The 18,057-nt window shown below is 72.4% G+C and carries 18 protein-coding genes; 3 read left to right on the top strand and 15 right to left on the bottom strand.

Features of this window, described 5'->3' with window-relative positions; genetic code table 11:
- Nucleotides 1-67: 67 nt before the first annotated feature.
- The 4 genes from IRY44_RS07765 to IRY44_RS07750 all read right to left on the bottom strand — a co-directional run bounded on the left by IRY44_RS07765 (nt 68) and on the right by IRY44_RS07750 (nt 3,356).
- Nucleotides 68-856, bottom strand: a complete 789-nt coding sequence (locus IRY44_RS07765) for a Uma2 family endonuclease (RefSeq protein WP_194799747.1) — start codon at nt 854-856, stop codon at nt 68-70.
- Between the two features lie 113 nt (nt 857-969).
- Nucleotides 970-1,443, bottom strand: coding sequence for a YcxB family protein (locus IRY44_RS07760; protein WP_194799746.1), 474 nt, complete (start codon nt 1,441-1,443; stop codon nt 970-972).
- 75 nt (nt 1,444-1,518) lie between these two features.
- Nucleotides 1,519-2,748 (bottom strand): PP2C family protein-serine/threonine phosphatase, encoded by a 1,230-nt coding sequence (locus IRY44_RS07755; protein ID WP_194799745.1) that lies wholly within the window; start codon nt 2,746-2,748, stop codon nt 1,519-1,521.
- 62 nt (nt 2,749-2,810) lie between these two features.
- Nucleotides 2,811-3,356 carry a GNAT family N-acetyltransferase gene (locus IRY44_RS07750; protein WP_194799744.1) on the bottom strand — a complete coding sequence of 182 codons (546 nt, stop codon included), beginning with the start codon at nt 3,354-3,356 and terminating at the stop codon, nt 2,811-2,813.
- Between the two features lie 51 nt (nt 3,357-3,407).
- On the opposite strand from IRY44_RS07750, the gene IRY44_RS07745 reads away from it, so the two are divergent.
- Nucleotides 3,408-4,250 carry a YhjD/YihY/BrkB family envelope integrity protein gene (locus tag IRY44_RS07745; RefSeq protein ID WP_194799743.1) on the top strand — a complete coding sequence of 281 codons (843 nt, stop codon included), beginning with the start codon at nt 3,408-3,410 and terminating at the stop codon, nt 4,248-4,250.
- 10 nt (nt 4,251-4,260) lie between these two features.
- Here IRY44_RS07745 and IRY44_RS07740 read toward each other — a convergent pair whose 3' ends face one another.
- Nucleotides 4,261-5,430 (bottom strand): alkaline phosphatase PhoX, encoded by a 1,170-nt coding sequence (locus tag IRY44_RS07740; protein ID WP_194799742.1) that lies wholly within the window; start codon nt 5,428-5,430, stop codon nt 4,261-4,263.
- 104 nt (nt 5,431-5,534) lie between these two features.
- Nucleotides 5,535-5,954 (bottom strand): ribosomal protein L7/L12, encoded by a 420-nt coding sequence (locus IRY44_RS07735; RefSeq protein WP_194799741.1) that lies wholly within the window; start codon nt 5,952-5,954, stop codon nt 5,535-5,537.
- A 124-nt stretch (nt 5,955-6,078) separates the two neighbouring features.
- Here IRY44_RS07735 and IRY44_RS07730 point away from each other — a divergent pair, with 124 nt between their 5' ends.
- Nucleotides 6,079-7,677 carry an NAD(P)/FAD-dependent oxidoreductase gene (locus IRY44_RS07730; protein ID WP_194799838.1) on the top strand — a complete coding sequence of 533 codons (1,599 nt, stop codon included), beginning with the start codon at nt 6,079-6,081 and terminating at the stop codon, nt 7,675-7,677.
- Between the two features lie 4 nt (nt 7,678-7,681).
- On the opposite strand, the gene IRY44_RS07725 is transcribed toward IRY44_RS07730, so the two are convergent.
- Nucleotides 7,682-8,320 carry a TMEM175 family protein gene (locus tag IRY44_RS07725; RefSeq protein WP_194799837.1) on the bottom strand — a complete coding sequence of 213 codons (639 nt, stop codon included), beginning with the start codon at nt 8,318-8,320 and terminating at the stop codon, nt 7,682-7,684.
- A 108-nt stretch (nt 8,321-8,428) separates the two neighbouring features.
- Nucleotides 8,429-10,009, bottom strand: coding sequence for a Rieske 2Fe-2S domain-containing protein (locus tag IRY44_RS07720; protein WP_194799740.1), 1,581 nt, complete (start codon nt 10,007-10,009; stop codon nt 8,429-8,431).
- A 248-nt stretch (nt 10,010-10,257) separates the two neighbouring features.
- Between IRY44_RS07720 and IRY44_RS07715 the strand changes: the two genes are divergently transcribed.
- Nucleotides 10,258-10,482, top strand: coding sequence for a hypothetical protein (locus IRY44_RS07715; RefSeq protein ID WP_013284612.1), 225 nt, complete (start codon nt 10,258-10,260; stop codon nt 10,480-10,482).
- Between the two features lie 78 nt (nt 10,483-10,560).
- On the opposite strand, the gene IRY44_RS07710 is transcribed toward IRY44_RS07715, so the two are convergent.
- The 7 genes from IRY44_RS07710 to rpsB all read right to left on the bottom strand — a co-directional run bounded on the left by IRY44_RS07710 (nt 10,561) and on the right by rpsB (nt 18,002).
- Nucleotides 10,561-11,760, bottom strand: a complete 1,200-nt coding sequence (locus IRY44_RS07710) for a DivIVA domain-containing protein (RefSeq protein ID WP_194799739.1) — start codon at nt 11,758-11,760, stop codon at nt 10,561-10,563.
- A 22-nt stretch (nt 11,761-11,782) separates the two neighbouring features.
- On the bottom strand, nt 11,783-12,928 hold the full coding sequence (gene rlmN, locus IRY44_RS07705) for a 23S rRNA (adenine(2503)-C(2))-methyltransferase RlmN (RefSeq protein WP_135243775.1): 1,146 nt from the start codon (nt 12,926-12,928) through the stop codon (nt 11,783-11,785).
- Nucleotides 12,929-13,032: 104 nt separating this feature from the next.
- Nucleotides 13,033-14,358, bottom strand: coding sequence for a phosphatidate cytidylyltransferase (locus tag IRY44_RS07700; protein WP_194799738.1), 1,326 nt, complete (start codon nt 14,356-14,358; stop codon nt 13,033-13,035).
- 254 nt (nt 14,359-14,612) lie between these two features.
- Nucleotides 14,613-15,170: a ribosome recycling factor gene (frr, locus tag IRY44_RS07695; protein WP_013284608.1), complete on the bottom strand. Its 558-nt coding sequence runs from the start codon at nt 15,168-15,170 to the stop codon at nt 14,613-14,615.
- A gap of 86 nt (nt 15,171-15,256) precedes the next feature.
- Nucleotides 15,257-16,024 (bottom strand): UMP kinase, encoded by a 768-nt coding sequence (pyrH, locus tag IRY44_RS07690; RefSeq protein WP_013284607.1) that lies wholly within the window; start codon nt 16,022-16,024, stop codon nt 15,257-15,259.
- Between the two features lie 157 nt (nt 16,025-16,181).
- Nucleotides 16,182-17,009, bottom strand: a complete 828-nt coding sequence (gene tsf / locus IRY44_RS07685) for a translation elongation factor Ts (protein ID WP_030269902.1) — start codon at nt 17,007-17,009, stop codon at nt 16,182-16,184.
- A gap of 126 nt (nt 17,010-17,135) precedes the next feature.
- Nucleotides 17,136-18,002, bottom strand: coding sequence for a 30S ribosomal protein S2 (gene rpsB / locus IRY44_RS07680; protein ID WP_194799737.1), 867 nt, complete (start codon nt 18,000-18,002; stop codon nt 17,136-17,138).
- Nucleotides 18,003-18,057: the final 55 nt, after the last annotated feature.

Here is an 18,057-nt window from a genome sequence, read left to right as displayed (position 1 = left end):
CTCCACTTCACCGAGGTGGCGGCATCCCAGGCGCCGCGATGCCACCACTTCGGCGAACTGGTGTCGATCACGCCTGCGGCGCCTCCTCGTCGAGCAGGTCGGCCGGGTCGACGCTGAACTCGAACGGCTGCCGCATCACGAACGTCGTACCGGCGGCCGCGGCCGCAAGCGGCCGGTACTCGCCGTCGACCAGTTCGTAGAGGGCAAGCGCCGGCACCCGGTTACGCAGGTCGACCCGGAGGAAGTACGGCACACCGGCGGTCGCGTACTCCCGCGGCCTGTCGATCACGCCTGACGGCGCGATCTCCCCCACCAGCAGCGCGTCCTCGATTGTGACGGCGCGGAGACCACCGGCCGGGTGTCGCAGCACCGCCAGATCGGGAATGAACAGGTCGTCAGCGGAGACCAGGTTGACGGACCGGCAGCCCCACCGGCCGGCGGCCCGCGCCGCCCTCCCGATCAGGTACGCGAGATGGAGATGCGCCGTACGCCGGTCGACGCCGCTGCCCGGCGTGACGATCACACAGCCGCGCAGCACCTCGATCCTCGGGCCGTTGTTCTCCGGCAGCAGGTCGAGTGCCGCCGCGGCCGTCCAGGGCTGGTCAAGGCACCCCAGAAGATCCAACGACCTACCGGACGAGTCGCGGTCAGGCCGGTCCCGATGCCGCGAGGCGTCGAGGTCGGCAAGGAGAACCTCCAGTTCCTCGTCCGACCCGATCAGGTCCGGACGAGCCAGATCGTCGAGGCTGGTGACCGGCTCGGCACCTTGGCGGCGTGCGAGTTCGCCGGCCGGGACGGCAGCCGTGCCGGGCAGGACGGGACTCCGCTCCGCGTCACTCGACGTGCCTCCGCTCACCGAAGACACCCTTTCTCCTCGACCAGGCCGAGCCGGATGCTCGGAGTCGAGCTTCACCCGTTCTCGTGCCGTCGCTCGCACAGATGGTGCGTCCCGGTGGCGAACCGACGCGCTCAGACGAGCAAGGTCCGGTCGTGGAGGAAGGCGAGAACGTCCTGTCTCTGCTGCGGCGTGAGTTCTGCCAAGGGCACGATCAGCGCTCGCCCTCCCGACAGTCGCACCAGCAACTGGCCGTGGACCTGTTCGACGGCGGACACGGCGGACCACCACACCAGCGTGTGGCCCTCCGGGCTCTCGCACCGCAACCCCTCGTCCGAGAGGTTCCAGCGGGCCGCAACGGAGCCCCACTGCCAGGCCGCCCCCACCGCACGGTGCAGCATCACGGCCGGGGCGAGGAACCAGCAGAGCACGGCCCCACCCGCCAGCGCAGCGGCGACGAGGCGGGGCTCCACGACGAGCGTGAAGACCGACAGCAGCGCCAGCGTGCCGCCCACCCATCGATAGGGCAGGACCACGCCCCGCAGGAGCCGGCGCCACGCCACGGTGAACGGCCCCCGCTCGGGCGCGGCCTCGAACTCGATCAGCACGACGTACGGTAAACCGCGCCCACGCCCGGCGATCTCCGCCGAACGGTCAGGCGGGGCTGTCGCTGCGGGATGAGGCTACGGGGACGCGATCGTCCCGTCTGGCGCGGTGAGGTGCTCCAGGTGCTCCAACGGCAGGTGCGAGGGCTGCCACTCCAGGAACAGCGCGGTGGCGTCGTCGTCGAGCTGGTCCTGCTGGTAGGCGAGGACGGCGCGCACCAGCCGGCGCATCGTCTCCGGGCTGGGCAGCCGCTCGTTGAGGGCACGCTCGACGAAGTCGACGAGCCGGTCCAGCCCGAACCGTTCCCCGTCGTCGCCCCGGGCGTCGGTGATGCCGTCGGTGTAGGCGAGGATGCGGTCACCCGGGTGCAGCGCCTCCTCGTGCGCCCGCGGGCGCCGCGTCGACAGGTTGCCCAGCCCGAGCGGCAGCGCGGTCGGTCCGGGCAGTGCCCGGACGGCCTTGCCGTCCCGCAGCAGCATGGCGCCGGGGTGGCCGGCGTTGATGGTCCGCAGCACGCCGGTCCGCCGGTCGAGTTCGGCGAGCAGCGCGGTCGCGAACAGGCCGGGGTGTTCGGAGCGGACCCACCTGTCGATGCTGATCGCCGTGTCGACCAGGTCGAGACCGGTACGCCGGGCGTTGCGGTACGCGCTGACCACGAGCGAGGCCATCGCGCTCGCCTTGATCCCGTGCCCACAGGTGTCGAAGAGCCCGACGCTGAGCACGTCACCGTTGAGCGCGTAGTCGAAGATGTCCCCGCCGACGTCGTAACACGGTTCGAGGATGGCGGTGATCACCAGCTCGTCCGTTGCGAAGGTCAGCGGCGGCAGCAGCCCCCACACGGTCTCGGCGGCGACCTGCATCGGCAGGCGGCGGCGGATCCGTTCCACGACGTCGCCGTAGAGCCGGCGGTTCACCAGGACCTGAGCGACGGCGACCGCAACCTCCCAGGCCGGCCGGTCCAGCGCGGGGTCGCCGGCGCGCGACGACACGATCTCCAGTGCCCCCAGCCGTTCGCAGCCGAGCAGCAGGGGCACCCAGAGCCGGTCCGGGCGGTCGGGAGCGCGCTGCACCTGGAGGCCGGTGAACGCCCGGCCGGCCAGCGTCGTCTCGATCGTGAGTTCGTCCCGGGGCGCGCCCGCGCCGACCAGGGGTACGAGCGAGGACTGCGTGTAGTCGGCCAGGTAGATCACGATGTCGGTGGCCCCGATGGCGGGCGCGACCCGGTTCACCAGGAGCGACAGGTCGTCCGGACCGCCCCGGGCGGCGTGGAGGTGCAGCCAGCGCGCTGCGTCGCCACCGTCGACCATCCGTGCCTCCCCCGTGTCCCCACCACCGTAGGAGGCCGAGGGCGAACTGCCAACGGCACGGCTCAGGCCGGACGTTCCAGGACGAACGTTTCAACCTCGGCACCGCCGTACCAGTCGGTGCGCACGCCCACGTGCGTCATGCCGAGGCGCCGGGCCACCGCCATCGACGGGTCGTTCCCGGCCATCACCACCGCGTACACCCTCGGGGTGCCGGTGGCGAACTCGCGTTCCAGCACCGCGCGGGCCGCCTCGGTGGCGTAGCCGTTGCCCTGGGCGTCGGGGTGCAGGTGCCAGCCGACCTCGATGTCGTCGGTCAGCGTGACGCCGTCGCGTCCCGGCAGCGGCTTGAGCAGGATGCTCCCCGCCACCGGTCCGCCGTCGCGCGGCTCGATCGCCCACAGGCCCCAGCGACCGTCGTACGGCGCCCAGCGCTCGTGCCACATCCGGACCCGCTCGCGCGCCTCGGACGGGTCGGTCATCCGCCCCTTGCCGCCGCCCAGCCAGCGCATCACCTCGTCCCGTGAGTAGATGTCGTAGATGCGGGCCAGGTCGTCCGGCGACTCGGTCCAGTCGCGGAGCACCAGCCGGTCGGTCGTGGCGATCGTCATGCCGCCGGATCGTAATGCGTGGCGCGGTGGCGTACGGGGAACGAGAGGGCGATGGGCGACGGGTGGGAGCGGACCAAGCGGATCACGGCTGCGGCGTTCCGGCCGGTCCGCGGCCGGGACCTGTCGCTGCACGCCGCCGCGATCACCTTCTACGGCGCGATCGCCGTGGTGCCGGTGGCGCTGCTGGCGATCTGGCTGACCGGGCTGCTCGCCGGGGCGGACCGGGTGCGGCGGCTGACCGGGTACGCGATCGACACGCTACCCACCGAGATCGGCGCCCACCGGGCGGCGGCCGCGCTCGTCGAGGCCGGGCTGGGGCTGACCCCGCTGCTGGCGCTGGCGTCGCTGCTGCCTGCCTCGCTCTACGGGGAAGGACTGCGCCGCGCGTTCGTCTCGGTGGCCGAGCCGCGCGCCGAGTCCGGTGCGCTGGTCGGCTGGCGGGGGCGTCTGCTACTGCTCCCGCTGCTGGCGCCGGCCCCGGTGCTGCTGCTGTCGATCCTGCTCGGGCTGCCGATGACCACCCGGCTGGTACGCCAGGGCGGCTGGATCGGCGCGCTCGGCGTGGTGCTGTCGTTCCTGGCGGTGTGGCTGGTGCTCACGCCGGTGTTGATCTGGGTGTTCCGGGTGGTCGGCCCGGCCTCCCCGGACTGGCTCGTCACAGTGGGCCTGGGCTCGTTCACCGCGGCGAACCTGTCCGGCTTCCTGCACGGGTTCGTGCTGTTCTGCTCGCTGCCGCTGGACCTGGGCGTGCCGTTCGGCGGGTTCGACGAGATCGGCGGCGGCGTGGCGGTGCTGCTGTGGCTCTATCTGTTCCACGTGATCGTGCTGTCCGGCTACTCGGCGACGCTGGCGGCGAGCCGGTGGCGGGCCGCCCGGGTGGCGGCCCGCGCCTGACGGCTGCAGGTCAGCGCCGGAACGGGCCGCGCACCTCGTACGTGATGCCGCCGGTCCCGGCCCGGGCGCCGCTGGTGCCGCGCTGCGAGGAGAAGTAGAGCCGGCTGCCGTCCGGCGAGAACGCCGGCCCGGTGATCTCCGACTCGGACTGCCCGAGCAGCCGCAGGAACGGGGTCACCACACCGGCGGGCGTGATCACGTTGATCTCCATGTTGCCGCCGTCCTCGGCCACGTAGAGGTCACCGCCGGCGGTGCCGGTGATGTTGTCGACGCCGGTGAGCGGCGCGGCTCCGGCCGGCACCAGCGAGTCGTCGTACGCGAGGTCGAGCCGCTGGTTCACCGCGTCGTACGCCCACACGCGGTTGTCCCCCTTGGTGGTGAACCAGCAGGTGTCGTCGGCGTACCAGCAGCCCTCGCCGCCGTCGAACGTCTGCGCCGCGGCGACCTGGTAGCGGGTGGGCACCGGGAACCCGTCGCGGTCCGGCAGGTCCCGCCAGGTGACCGGCCCGGTCACCTGGCCGTCCGGGGCGCAGAGCACCTGCACCTTGCCGGTGCGCAGGTCGCCCCAGGTGTCCGGGACGAACCGGTAGAAGCAGCCGTCCCCCTCGTCCTCGGTCAGGTAGACCACCCGCCGCACCGGGTCGCAGGCCGCCGCCTCGTGCTTGAAGCGGCCCATCCGGGTCCGTTCCTCACCGGCCCGGCCGCCCTCCGGCCAGGTCTCGAAGACCCGGCCCAGCGGCACCTCCTCGCAGGACAGCCACGTCCCCCACGGGGTCGGGCCCCCGGCGCAGTTGACGTTCGTGCCGCCGAGGATCCGGTACGCGGCGGCGATCGCGCCGTCGGCGGCGAACCGCACCGCCGAGGCGCCGCCGACGAGCGGCACCTCCGAGTTGGAGACGTAGATCCAGCCGTCGCCGGACGGGAAGCAGGCGCCGCCGTCGGGCGCGGGGTGCCAGGTGTACGAGGTGCCGGCGACCCGCTGCCCGGACCGCGCGATCACCCGGCTGGTGAACCCGGCCGGCAACTGGAGGGCGTTGGCGTCGGCGGCCAGCAGGTCGCCGTACGGGCCGGGACCGGGCTGGGCGGGCTGGGCCGGGGCGGCAGCGGCGGCCCAGAGACCACCGGCGAAAGCGGCGGCGCCACCGACGGCTGTGGCACGCAGGACGGTACGACGATCCATCGGGGATTACCTCCCGGAGGCGGTGGGTGTCCCGTCGACGGTAGGACGGAAATGCATCGACAACTGCCACTATAGGGTGAACGCCCGGTGACGGCCGTCCGGCGTCAGAGCCCCTCGACGTACCGCTTCGCGTCGGCGAGCGACATGTGCGTGTGCTCCCGCACCACCTTGATCGCCTGGATCTTCTTCCCCTGGTACAGCAGCCGCGCGGCCTCGGCCCGCACCGAATCGTCGACGCCCCTTCCGGGGGCCGGAGGGCCGGGCGACCAGGTTCCACCGGTCGCCAGCGCGTCCACCGCCCGCTTCGCGTCCAGCAGCGACAGCCCGGTCTGCTCGCGCAGCACCTTGACCGCCTCGACCGTACGCCCCGCGCGGGCCAGCCGGAGCACCTCGGCCTGCCCGTCGCCGGCCGGGCGATCAGGGGCGACCAGGTCCCGGGGACGGTCGCGCCGCAGCACGAGCAGGAGGAGGAGCACCACCACGACGAGCGCCACCGCGAGCGCGATCTGGACAGCCGGGGACATGCCGGGAACGGTAGCGCCCCAGGGCGAACCCTCCCGCAACAGCTCGCCCGCCGCTACGCTCCGCGGCATGAGCGAACGCACCGAGCGAAGCGAGGGCCGTGAGCGCATGCCCAGCCGGCACGCCATGAGCGACGCGAGTGAGCTGTCGTCCCGCGCCGACGTCGTGGTGGTCGGCGCCGGGCACAACGGCCTGGTCTCGGCGATCCTGCTGGCCCGCGCCGGCCTGGACGTGCTGGTGCTGGAGGCGTCAGGCGTGATCGGCGGGGCGACCCGCACCGAGAACCCGTTCCCGAAGGTGCCGGGGCTGCGTCACTCCACCGGGTCGTACCTGCTCGGGCTGATGCCGCCGGAGCTGCTGGCCACGCTCGACGTGACCATCCCGGTGCTACGCCGCGACCCGCACTACTTCCTGCCCACGCCGGGCGGGCTCGGTTCGCCGTACCTGCTGGCCGGCAGCGACGTGGCGGCGAGCCGGCGGCAGCTCGCGGAGATGTTCTCCCCCGCCGACGTCGCCGCCGACGACGCGCTGCACGCCGAGCTGGCCCAACTGCGGGAGGATCTCGCCCCGGCGTGGCTGGCCGAGCCGCTGCCGGTCGAGGAGACCGCCGAGCGTTACGTGCGGCCCGCGCTGCGGCAGGTCTTCGTCGACCTGGTCCGCGGCTCGGTCGCCGACCACCTGGCCCGCTTCGACTTCCGCTCCGAGCTGCTGGTCAGCATGTACGCGGTCACCGACGGCCTGTCCGGGCTGAACGCCGGACCGGACGACCCCGGCACCGGGCACAACTTCCTGGTGCACAACATGTGCCGGCTACCCGGCGCGGACGGCACCTGGATGATCACCCGGGGCGGCATGGGTACGGTGTCCCGCACGTTCGCCGAGGCCGCCGTGCGCGCCGGGGCGCGGATCGTGGCCGACGCGCCGGTCACAGCGATCCGGCTGGCCGGAGGCGCCGCCGCCGGGGTGACGCTCGCCGACGGGCGGGAGGTGGACGCCCCTGTGGTGCTCGGCGCCTGTGACCCGTACCGGCTGATGGAGCTGCTGCCCGACGGCGCGCTCCCGGCGGAGCTGGGCGCGCGGATGGCGGCGGTCCGCCGCCCCGGCACCACGCTCAAGCTCAACCTGGCGCTGACCGGGCTGCCGCGCTTCTCCTGCCTGCCGACCGACGCGCCGAGCCCGTTCGGGTCGACGATCCACCTGCTGCCCGGCTCGGCCTCGCTCGTCGGCGACGGCGGCGAGTCGCCGATGGCGGCGCTGCGCGGCATGTGGGCGGACGTGCGGGCCGGGCGGCTGCCGGAGGAGCCGACGATCGAGTGGTACCTGCACACCACTGTCGACCCGTCGCTGTCCGACGAGGCGGGCCACCACTCGTCGGCGCTGTTCGTGCAGTCGGTCCCCTACGAGCTGGCCGGCACCACCTGGGAGGCGGCGCTGCCCGGCTACGTGGAGCGGCTGCTCGCGATCTGCGAGCGGTACGCCCCGGGCGCCGGTGACCTGGTCGCGGACGCGGTGCCGCTGCCGCCGCCCGGCATCGAGGCGCACTTCGGCATCACCGGCGGGCACATCCACCACGTCGACAACACTGTGTCGTTCACCGACCGGATGCCGTACGCGACGGGGGTGGACGGGGTGTACGCGGGCAGCGCCGGCTGCCATCCGGCGGGCAGCGTGATCGGCGCCGCCGGGCACAACGCCGCCCGCCGCATCCTCGCCGACCTGGGCTGAGTCCTCACGGCGTGTCGGGTGCCTCCTGACCGGCGGGCGGGAGGTCGCCCGGCCCGCGCACCAGGTAGACGCCGACCAGCAGCAGGTACGCCAGCAGGCTCAGCACCGGGTCGACGAACACGATCGCGAACGCGACCAGGTAGAGCAGCGGACCGAGGCGGAACCGGCGGGCCACCGCCCGCGCCAGCCTCGGGTCCAGGCCCGGTTGCAGCAGCCCGCGGCGGCGCGCCCACCACCAGCTCAGGTTGAAGAACAGCGCCTCACCGAGCACCACGCCCGCGTACAGCGCGGCGGTCAGCCGCTGGTCGCCGACGGTGCCGCGCAGGTTGTCCGCGAGCAGGTCGGCGGTGAACGGGATCGCCGCCACGAACATCAGCAGCAGCAGGTTCAGCACCAGCAGCATCTGGTCGACCCGGCGGACGTACCGCCACATGTTGTGGTGGGTCAGCCAGACCTGGCCGACGATGGCGAAGGTGATCACGTACGCCAGGTAGGCGCGCCACTCGTGCAGCAGCGCGGCCGGCAGACCGTCGTCCTGCGGCGTGTCCGGGTCGAACGACAGCAGCTCGACGGCCATCAGGGTGAGCACGATGGCGATGACAGCGTCGCTGAACGCCTCCACCCGGGAGGCGTCGCGCGCCATCTCGTTGCCACGCCCGAACCGGTACGCCGGTTCCCTGTCCGCACCCGTCACGCCGCCCCCTCCCGACCGATGGTCGCGTGCCGAGGGCGGCGGACGGGGCGGAACTCGTCAGACGGCCGCTTCCCCGGCCGGCGCCGGGGTCTCCGCGTCGGCGCGGTGCGCGCGGATCTTGTGCCCGACACTGGTCAGGCAGCGCCCGCTGGCCAGGTCGAACTTCCAGCCGTGCAGCTGGCAGGTGAGCTGGTCGCCGTCGACGATGCCGAACCGGCTCAGGTCCGCCTTCAGGTGCGGGCAGCGCCGCTGCACCACCCAGCCGTCGAGCGTGATGTCCTCGGCGTCGACCGCCCGCTCGTGCTCGTCGTACCAGCCCTCGGCGTACTGGAGGCGTTCCTCGGACAGGCACTTGAAGAAGGCGTAGACGAACTCGTTGTACTGGCCGATGCGGGCCGCGGAGAAACGGCAGGACAGGAAGAGGGAGTTGACCCAGTCCACCTCGCCGATGTGCAGCAGGTGCTCGATCAGCGCCCGCTCGGTCCGGAACCGGTAGCGGACCTTCTCGTCCGCGTACGGCCGGACCTCCTTGCCCGGGAAGTCCACCACGATGGATTCGACCTCGGCGCCGTCGTAGCCGACCAGGTCGAAGCGGACCGGCCCGCCGACGCCCTTGGCCAGGTAGATCGACTCGTCCAGCAGCGGCTCGATCCGGCGCTTCATCTCACCCAGCACGTCCACCTCGGGGTGCCGCCAGGACGCCTTCTCCGCCTCGATGACGCCGCGCTTGCGCTCCCGCATCTCCTCCAGGTGGGCGACCTTGTTCGCGAAGAACTCCTCCACCGGCACCGGGTGCGTGGTGGTCGCGCCCTCGGTGGTGACCTCCGAGACGCTGCCCGGCAGCAGCACGATGCCGTTGGTGCCGCCGACCTTGGCATACTCGGCCAGGAACACCGACTGGTCGGGGAAGATGTTGCCCTCGTCGCCGAAGATGTCGTTGAACTGCCACAGCTCGTCGTCGAGGAAGCACGGCGGGCCGGCGATCGGGAAGACGTGGTCGGCCTTCAGGTCGTCGATGTAGCGCCAGGTGCGGTCGAACTGCCGGTCCCGCTTCTGCTTGCCGAACGCGGTCTTCGCCGCCTGCGGCAGCTCGTAGACCATCGGGTACCAGATCGCGCCGGAGAACTGGAGCATGTGCGCGTGCACGTGGCCCAGCTCGGCGAACACGCTCAGGTCGGTCGGGCGGGCGTCGTTCTGGTTGAGCAGCCGCACGCCGTCGTACTCGACCCAGAGCGACGAGTCGCCGATCGGGCCGTCGGTCGGGCTGGTCAGCGCCTGAATCATGATCTTCAGGCCGCCTGGTAGCTCCACGACCTGCTCGTTCGGGGCCTTGAGGAACTTGGTGAAGCCCAGTTCCCGGAACTCGTCCTCCATCTCCGAGGTGGGGAACTCGGGCAGCAGGACGGTGGCGTCCTTCGACACGAAGTCACGCAGGTGCTTCGCGTCGAAGTGGTCCCGGTGCAGGTGCGACACGTACAGGTAGTCGACCTGGCCGAGGGTCGCCCAGTCGAGCAGGGAGTTGTCCGGGAAGGGGAACCACGAGGCGAAGTAGGCGGGGTTGACCCACGGGTCGCACAGGATGCTGCCCGCGGCCGTGTCGATCCGCATGCTGGCATGCCCCGTACCGGTCACTCGCACCGCAGTCCTCCTCAAAAAGGCATCAAGGTGTACGTCAAGACGCTACCGGAGGCAGTGTGCTCGCCGTCCCGCGACGCCGGTAGTGGCCATCCGCCCCCACCGGTACGGGACCAACGACCCGGGCCGCGCCGCCCGCCCGCTGTCGCCCGCCCGGGTCATCCCCGGCACAGGAGGTCGGACCCTGCGCCGGGCCCGGTTGGGGCCGTGCCAGACTGATCGGAGATCCGATCGCGAGGGAAGGACCGACAGTGGCAGGAGACGAGCCGGTAACCGCGCCAGATCAGCACAAGCCCGGACACCGCAAGTCCGGACGGATCGGTGCGGTGCTGTCGGCGGTGGCTTTGGTACTGATGGCGCTCTGCGGGATCGAGGAGGGCCGGGTGGAGCACATCTGGCTGTTCGGGATCGCCGGACTGCTGATCGCCATCGTCATCGGCGACGCCGTGCTGCGCCGCAACGGCCTGCGGTCCTGACGCGCGGCGCCCACGGTAGTGCGCGAAGGGCCCGCCCCCTCACCGGGGGCGGGCCCTTCGTCGTCTCGGGAGGCGGGGTCAGCGGCCGAGCAGGATGTCCTGCACGTCCTTGAGCGCCGCGTCGACCTCGGCCTCGAAGTAGCCACCGGGCACCAGCCCGAAGCGCAGCGTGTCGAGTTCCTTCGGGTTCACCGGCATCGGGTTGCGCCCCTGCATGCCGCCGAGCAGCGTCTCGAAGAACCGGTCGACCTGGTCCGGGTCGTACCCGCTGCCGAACCGCCGGACCTGGAAGCTGCGCCGGATCTGGTCGACCCGGTGCAGGTCGCTGCCGGGCGGGCCGGCCATCGGCGGCCCCACCATCGGCGGACCGGCGACCGGCGGGCTCACGAGCGGCGGGCCGGTCATCGAGGGGCCCGGGCCGTAGCCCTGGTCCGGCGGCCCGTAACCCGGGTCCGGCGGACCATAGCCGGGCTCCGGTGCGCCGTAACCCTGCTGCGGCAGCGCCGGCGGGCCGCCGGGGCCACGACCACGCAGCTCACGCTCGGGCATGCGGATCTCGGCGGTCATGTCGGCACGGGCACGCCGACCGGCCTCGAACCCGTCGAAGCGCTCCTCCTGGCCGTACCCACCGGGACCGCTGTCCGGGGGACCGTAGCCACCCGGGCCGTTGTCCGGCGGACCGTACCCACCGGGACCGTTGTCCGGCGGGCCGTAACCGCCCGGGCCGGGCGGCAGGCCGCGCGGCGGCGGGCCGCCGTGCCCCATCGGCGCGCCCGGGCCCATCGGGCCGGGGCCACCCGGGCCACGGGGGCCGTCGTAGCCACCGCGCGGGCCGTCGTAGCCACCGGCGAACGCGCCGGTCGGCTCGTCGTAGCGGTTGCCGTACCGGTCGGCGGGCGGGCCGGGCTGGGCTGGCATCTGGCGGGGCGGCATCGGCGGCTGCGGCACCGGCGACATGCCCCGGTCGTCGCGCATCGGCGGGCCGAGCCGGTCGGCCATCCGGGGGTCGCCACCGCGCCCGGCCGGCGCGCCACCGCGCTCCTCCAGCTCGGCGAGCTGCCGCTCGACCCGGTCGAGGTGCAGGTCGACCTGCCACTCGTCGTAGCCGTTGAACCGGACCCGGAAGACGACGTCGTGGACCTCCTGGGAGGCCACGGGCGCGCCGATCGGCTGGCCGTCGAGTGTCGCCTCGACCCGGTCCAGGAAGGCGTCGACCTCGTCGACCTTGTAGCCCCGGCGGAGCGCCTTACGCCGGAAACGCTGACCCTGACTCGCCACTATGTCTCCTGGTCTCGTACCGCTACGCCGTTGCCGCGCGTGAGTCGCCGTCCGTGTCCCCGGCGGCGGCGAGCTGCCCACAGGCCCCGTCGATCTCGCGTCCCCGGGTGTCGCGCACCGTGGTCGACACCCCGGCGTCGCGCAACCGCCGGACGAACTCCCGCTCGACCGGCTTCGGGCTGGCGTCCCAGCGGCTGCCCGGAGTCGGGTTGAGCGGGATCAGGTTCACGTGGGCCAGCTTGCCGGCCAGTAGCCGCCCGAGCAGATCGGCTCTCCACGGCTGATCGTTCACGTCCTTGATCATCGCGTATTCGATGGACACGCGACGCCCCGTCGTGGCCGCGTAGTCCCACGCCGCGTCCAGCACCTCGGACACCTTCCAGCGCTGGTTGACCGGGACGAGTTCGTCGCGCAGCTCATCATCGGGGGCGTGCAGCGACAGCGCAAGGGTCACCGAGAGGTCTTCGCTGGCCAGTCGGCGGATCGCCGGCACCAGACCGACGGTCGAGACGGTGATGTGCCGCTGCGACAGGCCCAGTCCCTCCGGCGCCGGGGCGACCAGCCGGCGGATCGCCGCCACCACCCGCGAGTAGTTCGCGAGCGGCTCGCCCATGCCCATGAACACCACGTGCGACAGCCGCGGCGGCGACCCGGACACGGCGCCGGAGGCGGCCACCCCGGCCAGGTAGACCGCCTGGTCGACGATCTCGGCGGTGGACAGGTTACGGGTCAGCCCGGCCTGGCCGGTGGCGCAGAACGGGCAGGCCATGCCGCAGCCGGCCTGGCTGGAGATGCAGACGGTCACCCGGTCCGGGTAGCCCATCAGCACGCTCTCCACCAGCGAGCCGTCGTGCAGCCGCCAGAGCGCCTTGCGGGTCGCGCCGTCGTCGCAGGCCAGCTCGCGGACCGGGGTGAGCAGCGTGGGCAGCAGCTCACCCGCCAGCCGCTCCCGGGTCGCGGCCGGCAGGTCGGTCATCCGCTCCGCGTCGCGCACCAGGCGGCCGAAGTAGTGGTTGGAGACCTGCTTGGCGCGGAACGCGGGCTCACCCAGCTCGGTGACGAGCGCCTGCCGGCCCGGCAGGTCCAGGTCGGCGAGGTGGCGGGGAGGCATCGCGGGCCGGCGGCCGCGGGCGTCGGGGTCTACGGAGATCAGCGGAAGACTCGTCATGGCGCGTCCAGTCTGACACGCTCCCGCCCGGACGCACCCGTCCGTACGTGTCGAATCGCCCCCGGCCACCCGGCCCGCAGCGGGTCGCCGCCGTGACGCATGCCTCAGTTCACCACCGGGACGAAGACGGCGAGCAGCAGGTACGCCACCGGCACGGCGAACAGGATCGAGTCGAGCCGGTCCATCAGGCCGCCGTGCCCGGGCAGCAGGTTGCTCATGTCCTTGACACCGAGATCCCGCTTGATCATCGACTCGGCGAGGTCACCGAGCACCGCCGAGACCGAGATCGCCATCCCGAACAGCGCACCCCACCAGGGGGCCACGTCGAACAACGCCCACAGCAGCGCCGCGCTGCCCGCCGCGGCGGCGGTCACCGAGCCGGCGAAGCCCTCCCAGGACTTCTTCGGGCTGATCGTCGGCGCCATCGGGTGCTTGCCGAACGACACGCCCGCGGCGTATCCGCCGGTGTCGGAGAGCACCACCGCCGCCAGCGTCACCAGCACCCGCAGGTGCCCGTCACCGGGCGCCGCCGCGAGCATCGCCGCGAACCCGGCGAGGAACGGCACGTACACCGCGATCAGGGTGGCCGCGGTCAGGTCGCGCTGGTAGTTGCCGGGCCCGTCGCCCAGCCGCCAGATCATCGTGCCCAGCACCGTGACCAGCAGGCCGAGGCAGAGCGCGTCGGGACCCGCGTACCAGGCCAGGCCCACGGTGATCACGCCACCGGCGACCAGCGGCGCCAGCGGCGGGTGGGCGCCGCTGCGGCGTACCGCGCGGGCCATCTCCCAGATGCCGATCCCCACAGCGGTCGCGAGCACGGCGAGGAACGCCGGCATGAAGAAGAACAGCGGCACCACGACCGCCGCGCCGAGGGCCACCCCGACGCCGATCGCGGCCGGCAGGTTGCGCCCCGCCCGGGACGTCTTCGGCGCGGTGGTCGGCGGGCGCTCGGCGCTCGCCCGCCGGCGCCCCGGCCCGCGGCGGCCGGCCGGCGGCTCCGAGACGGGCTCGTCGCGTACCGCCGGGATCTGCTCGGTGGGCTCGGCACGCACCGGCGCGATCTGCGCGGTCGGGTACTCGTCGTCGCGGGCGGGCTCACCCCACGGCCCGTCGTGGTCCGGCCCGGCGGGCCGCCCGCTGTCGCCGGCCGGCGGTCCGTCGTACCGGCCCGGGCCGTCGTGGTGCCGCGAGGTCGTCGGGTACGGCCCGGCGTACGTGTCCGGAGCGGCATAGGTGTCCGGACCGGCGTACGTGTCCGGGCCTGCTCCGGGACGGGCGTAGGTGTCCGGCTCGGCGGGGTGGGTGTGCGCGGCCGGGCCGGGTCGCCAGGGGCCGGGTTCCAGGTCGGTGTCCGGCCAGGGCAGGGCCGGGGCGGCCGGGCGGTCCCAGCCACGCGACTCGGTGTTGCCGTAGGGGTCGGGGTGGGACATCACGCACCGGCAGCCGGTACGAGAGCCACCACATGACGCAAGACCAAGACCATCCCCTACCGGCGTGAGACTTCCTGTTTACCGACCGACGGCCGGGCGACTCCCGCCGTTCACCCCGTGGTGGTCGGGAATCGTGCCGAGCCTACTGCACCCGCCCCGGCCCCGAGGGTGTGCGCCGCCGGGCACGACGACGGCACCGGGCCGCCGCCCGGGCGGGCGACGGCGGCGCGGTGCCGTGCGAGGTACGCGGGTGCTCAGACTTCGAGCAGCTCGCTCTCCTTGTGCTTGACCAACTCGTCGACGCCGGCGACAAAGCGCTGGGTCAGGTCGTCCAGCTCCTTCTCCGCGCGCCGGCCCTCGTCCTCGCCGACCTCGCCGTCCTTGACCAGGCGGTCCAGCTCCTCCTTGGCCTTGCGGCGGATGTTGCGGACGGCGACCTTGGCCTCCTCGCCCTTCTGCCGGGCGACCTTGATCATGTCGCGGCGCCGCTCCTCGGTCATCTGCGGCAGGACGATGCGGAGCTGGTTGCCCTCGTTGTTCGGGTTGGCCCCGAGGTCCGAGTCGCGGATCGCCTTCTCCATGGCGCCCAGCTGCGAGTTGTCGTACGGCTTGATGATGACCATGCGCGGCTCGGGCACCGCGATGGACGCCATCTGCGGCAGCGGGGTCGGGCTGCCGTAGTAGTCGATGACGATCCGGGAGAACATGGCGGCGTTGGCGCGTCCGGTACGGATGCCGCCGAACTCCTCCTTGGCGTGCTCGATGGCACGCTCCATCTTCTCCTCCGCCTCGAGGAGGGTGTCGTCGATCACCGGTCTCCTCGCCTCCTTCTGTCGCTCGTCGTGTGTGGTGCGGGTGCTGCCGTGGCAGAGGGACCGCTGCCGGTCCGGCGGGCCGGTCAGGCGGTGATCAGGGTGCCGATCTTCTCGCCCCCGACGGCCCGGACGATGGTGTCGTCGCCCTGGGCGCCGAAGACCAGCATCGGCAGGCCGTTCTCCATGCAGAGGCTGAACGCGGCGGCGTCGGCCACCCGCAGGTTACGGCGCAGCACCTCGGAGAAGGTGATCGAGTCGAGCTTGCTCGCGGTCGGGTCGATCCGGGGGTCGGCGGTGTAGACCGCGTCCACGCCGTTCTTGCTCATCAGCACCACGTCCGCACGGATCTCCAGCGCCCGCTGGGCGGCGACCGTGTCGGTGGAGAAGTACGGCATGCCGGCGCCGGCGCCGAAGATGACCACACGGCCCTTCTCCAGGTGGCGGATCGCGCGCAGCGGGATGTACGGCTCGGCGACCTGGGCCATCGTGATGGCGCTCTGCACCCGGGTCTCGATGCCCTCCTTCTCCAGGAAGTCCTGGAGGGCCAGGCAGTTCATGACCGTGCCCAGCATGCCCATGTAGTCGGCGCGGGCCCGGTCCATACCGCGCTTCTGCAGCTCGGCGCCGCGGAAGAAGTTGCCGCCGCCGACCACCACCGACACCTGCACGCCGCGGCGTACCACGGTGGCGATCTGGCGGGCGATGCCCTGCACCACGTCGGGGTCGACGCCGATCGCGCCGCCGCCGAAGACCTCACCGGAGAGCTTCAGCACCACCCGGCGGGACCGACCGGGCGGAGGGGCGGTCGGGTCCTCCGCCGCCAGGCTCCGGTCACTCACAACCTGCGTCATCCGCCCCGCCCCTTCTCCCCGCGCATCGCGCGAGCGTCGCGTACGTGCCCCTGCCGACCCTATGTGACGAGGAGGCCGCGGTGCCTGTCGCGTACACCGGCGGCCTCCTCGTCGACGTTCTCCCCTGTGCCCGGGCCGGACGGCCCGGTGCGGCGGCTCAGGCCTGGCCGACCTCGAACCGCAGGAAGCGGGTCACCTCGATGCCGGCGTCGGCCAGCACCTGCTTGACGGTCTTCTTGTTGTCGGCGACCGACGCCTGCTCCAGCAGGACGAAGTCCTTGAAGAAGGCGTTGACCCGGCCCTCGACGATCTTCGGCAGCGCCGCCTCGGGCTTGTTCTCCTCGCGGGCGGTCTGCTCGGCGATGCGCCGCTCGGACTCGACGGTCTCGGCCGGCACCTCGTCGCGGGTGAGGTACTTCGGCCGCATCGCGGCGATCTGCATGGCCACGGCGCGCGCGTCGGCGTCCGCCGCCTCGTCCGACTTGCCGGTGAACTCGACCAGCACGCCGACCGCCGGGGGCAGGTCCTGGCTCTTGCGGTGCATGTAGACCGCGGTGGTGCCGTCCAGCTTGGCGAAGCGGTTGAGCACCAGCTTCTCGCCGATCTTGGCGGACTGCTCCTGGATCAGGTCGGCCACGCTCTTGCCGTCGATGCTGCTGGCGAGCAGCTCCTCGGCGTTGGTGGCGCCGCTGGCCACGCCGTGCTCGACCAGCTGCTGGGCCAGCGCGATGAAGGCGTCGTTCTTGGCGACGAAGTCGGTCTCGCAGTTGAGCTCGAGCAGCGCCTGGCCGGAGTGGGCGATCAGGCCGTTGGCGGCGGTGCGCCCGGCCCGCTTGCCGACGTCCTTGGCGCCCTTGACGCGCAGGATCTCGACGGCCTTGTCGAAGTCGCCCTCGGCCTCGGTCAGCGCCTTCTTGGAGTCCATCATGCCGGCGCCGGTGAGGTCGCGGAGCTTCTTGACGTCCGCGGCGGTGAAGTTGGACATGACTCTCTCTTCGGTGTCAGTGAGGTGGTCTGGGGTGCTGGTTACCCGGTTCCGGGCCGGTTCTGCCCGGCGTACCCGTCGCGTCCCACCGCCGGGAACCCGGACGGTGGGGACGCGACGGCGAGATCACTCCGCGGAGGCGGTCGCCGGCTGCTCGGCGGCCGGCGCGGCCGGCTCGGCGGCGGCGGGCTGCTCGTCGGCCTTCTTCGGCTCCTCGAGCAGCTCGCGCTCCCACTCGGCCAGCGGCTCGTCGGCGGCGACCTGGCCGGCCTCGGGCTTCTCGTCCGCGCCCCGGTTGCGGCCGGAACGGGCGATCAGACCGTCGGCGACGGCGGCGGCGACGACCTTGGTCAGCAGCTCGGCCGAGCGGATGGCGTCGTCGTTGCCCGGGATCGGGAAGTCGACCTCGTCCGGGTCGCAGTTGGTGTCGAGCACCGCGATCACCGGGATGCCCAGCTTGCGGGCCTCGTCGACGGCGATGTGCTCCTTCTTGGTGTCGACGATCCAGACCGCGGCCGGGAGCTTCTGCATGTCCCGCAGACCACCGAGGGTCTTGGTGAGCTTGATCTTCTCGCGGGAGAGCTGGAGCGTCTCCTTCTTGGTGTAACCGGCGGCGGTGCCGCTCAGGTCACCCAGGGCCTCCAGCTCCTTCATCCGCTGCAGCCGCTTGTACACGGTCTGGAAGTTGGTCAGCATGCCACCGAGCCAGCGGTGGTTCACGTACGGCTGGCCGACCCGGGTCGCCTGCTCGGCGATGGCCTCCTGGGCCTGCTTCTTGGTGCCGACGAACAGGATGCTGCCGCCACCGGCGACGGTGGTGCGGACGAACTCGTACGCCTTCTCGATGTAGTCGAGCGTCTGGCGCAGGTCGATGATGTAGATACCGTTGCGCTCGGTGAAGATGAAGCGCTTCATCTTCGGGTTCCAGCGGCGGGTCTGGTGCCCGAAGTGCACACCGCTTTCCAGCAGCTGACGCATGGTCACGACGGCCATGGTGGGTTACTCCTACGTTGTCCCTGGTTGTCCGTCCAGCCGGCGGCCGGACGCC

It is taken from the genome of Micromonospora sp. ANENR4 (assembly GCF_015354395.1).
GTDB lineage: Bacteria > Actinomycetota > Actinomycetes > Mycobacteriales > Micromonosporaceae > Micromonospora > Micromonospora aurantiaca.
Note: the sequence above shows the minus strand (reverse complement) of the source record. Positions and strands in the feature narration are given on the sequence as shown.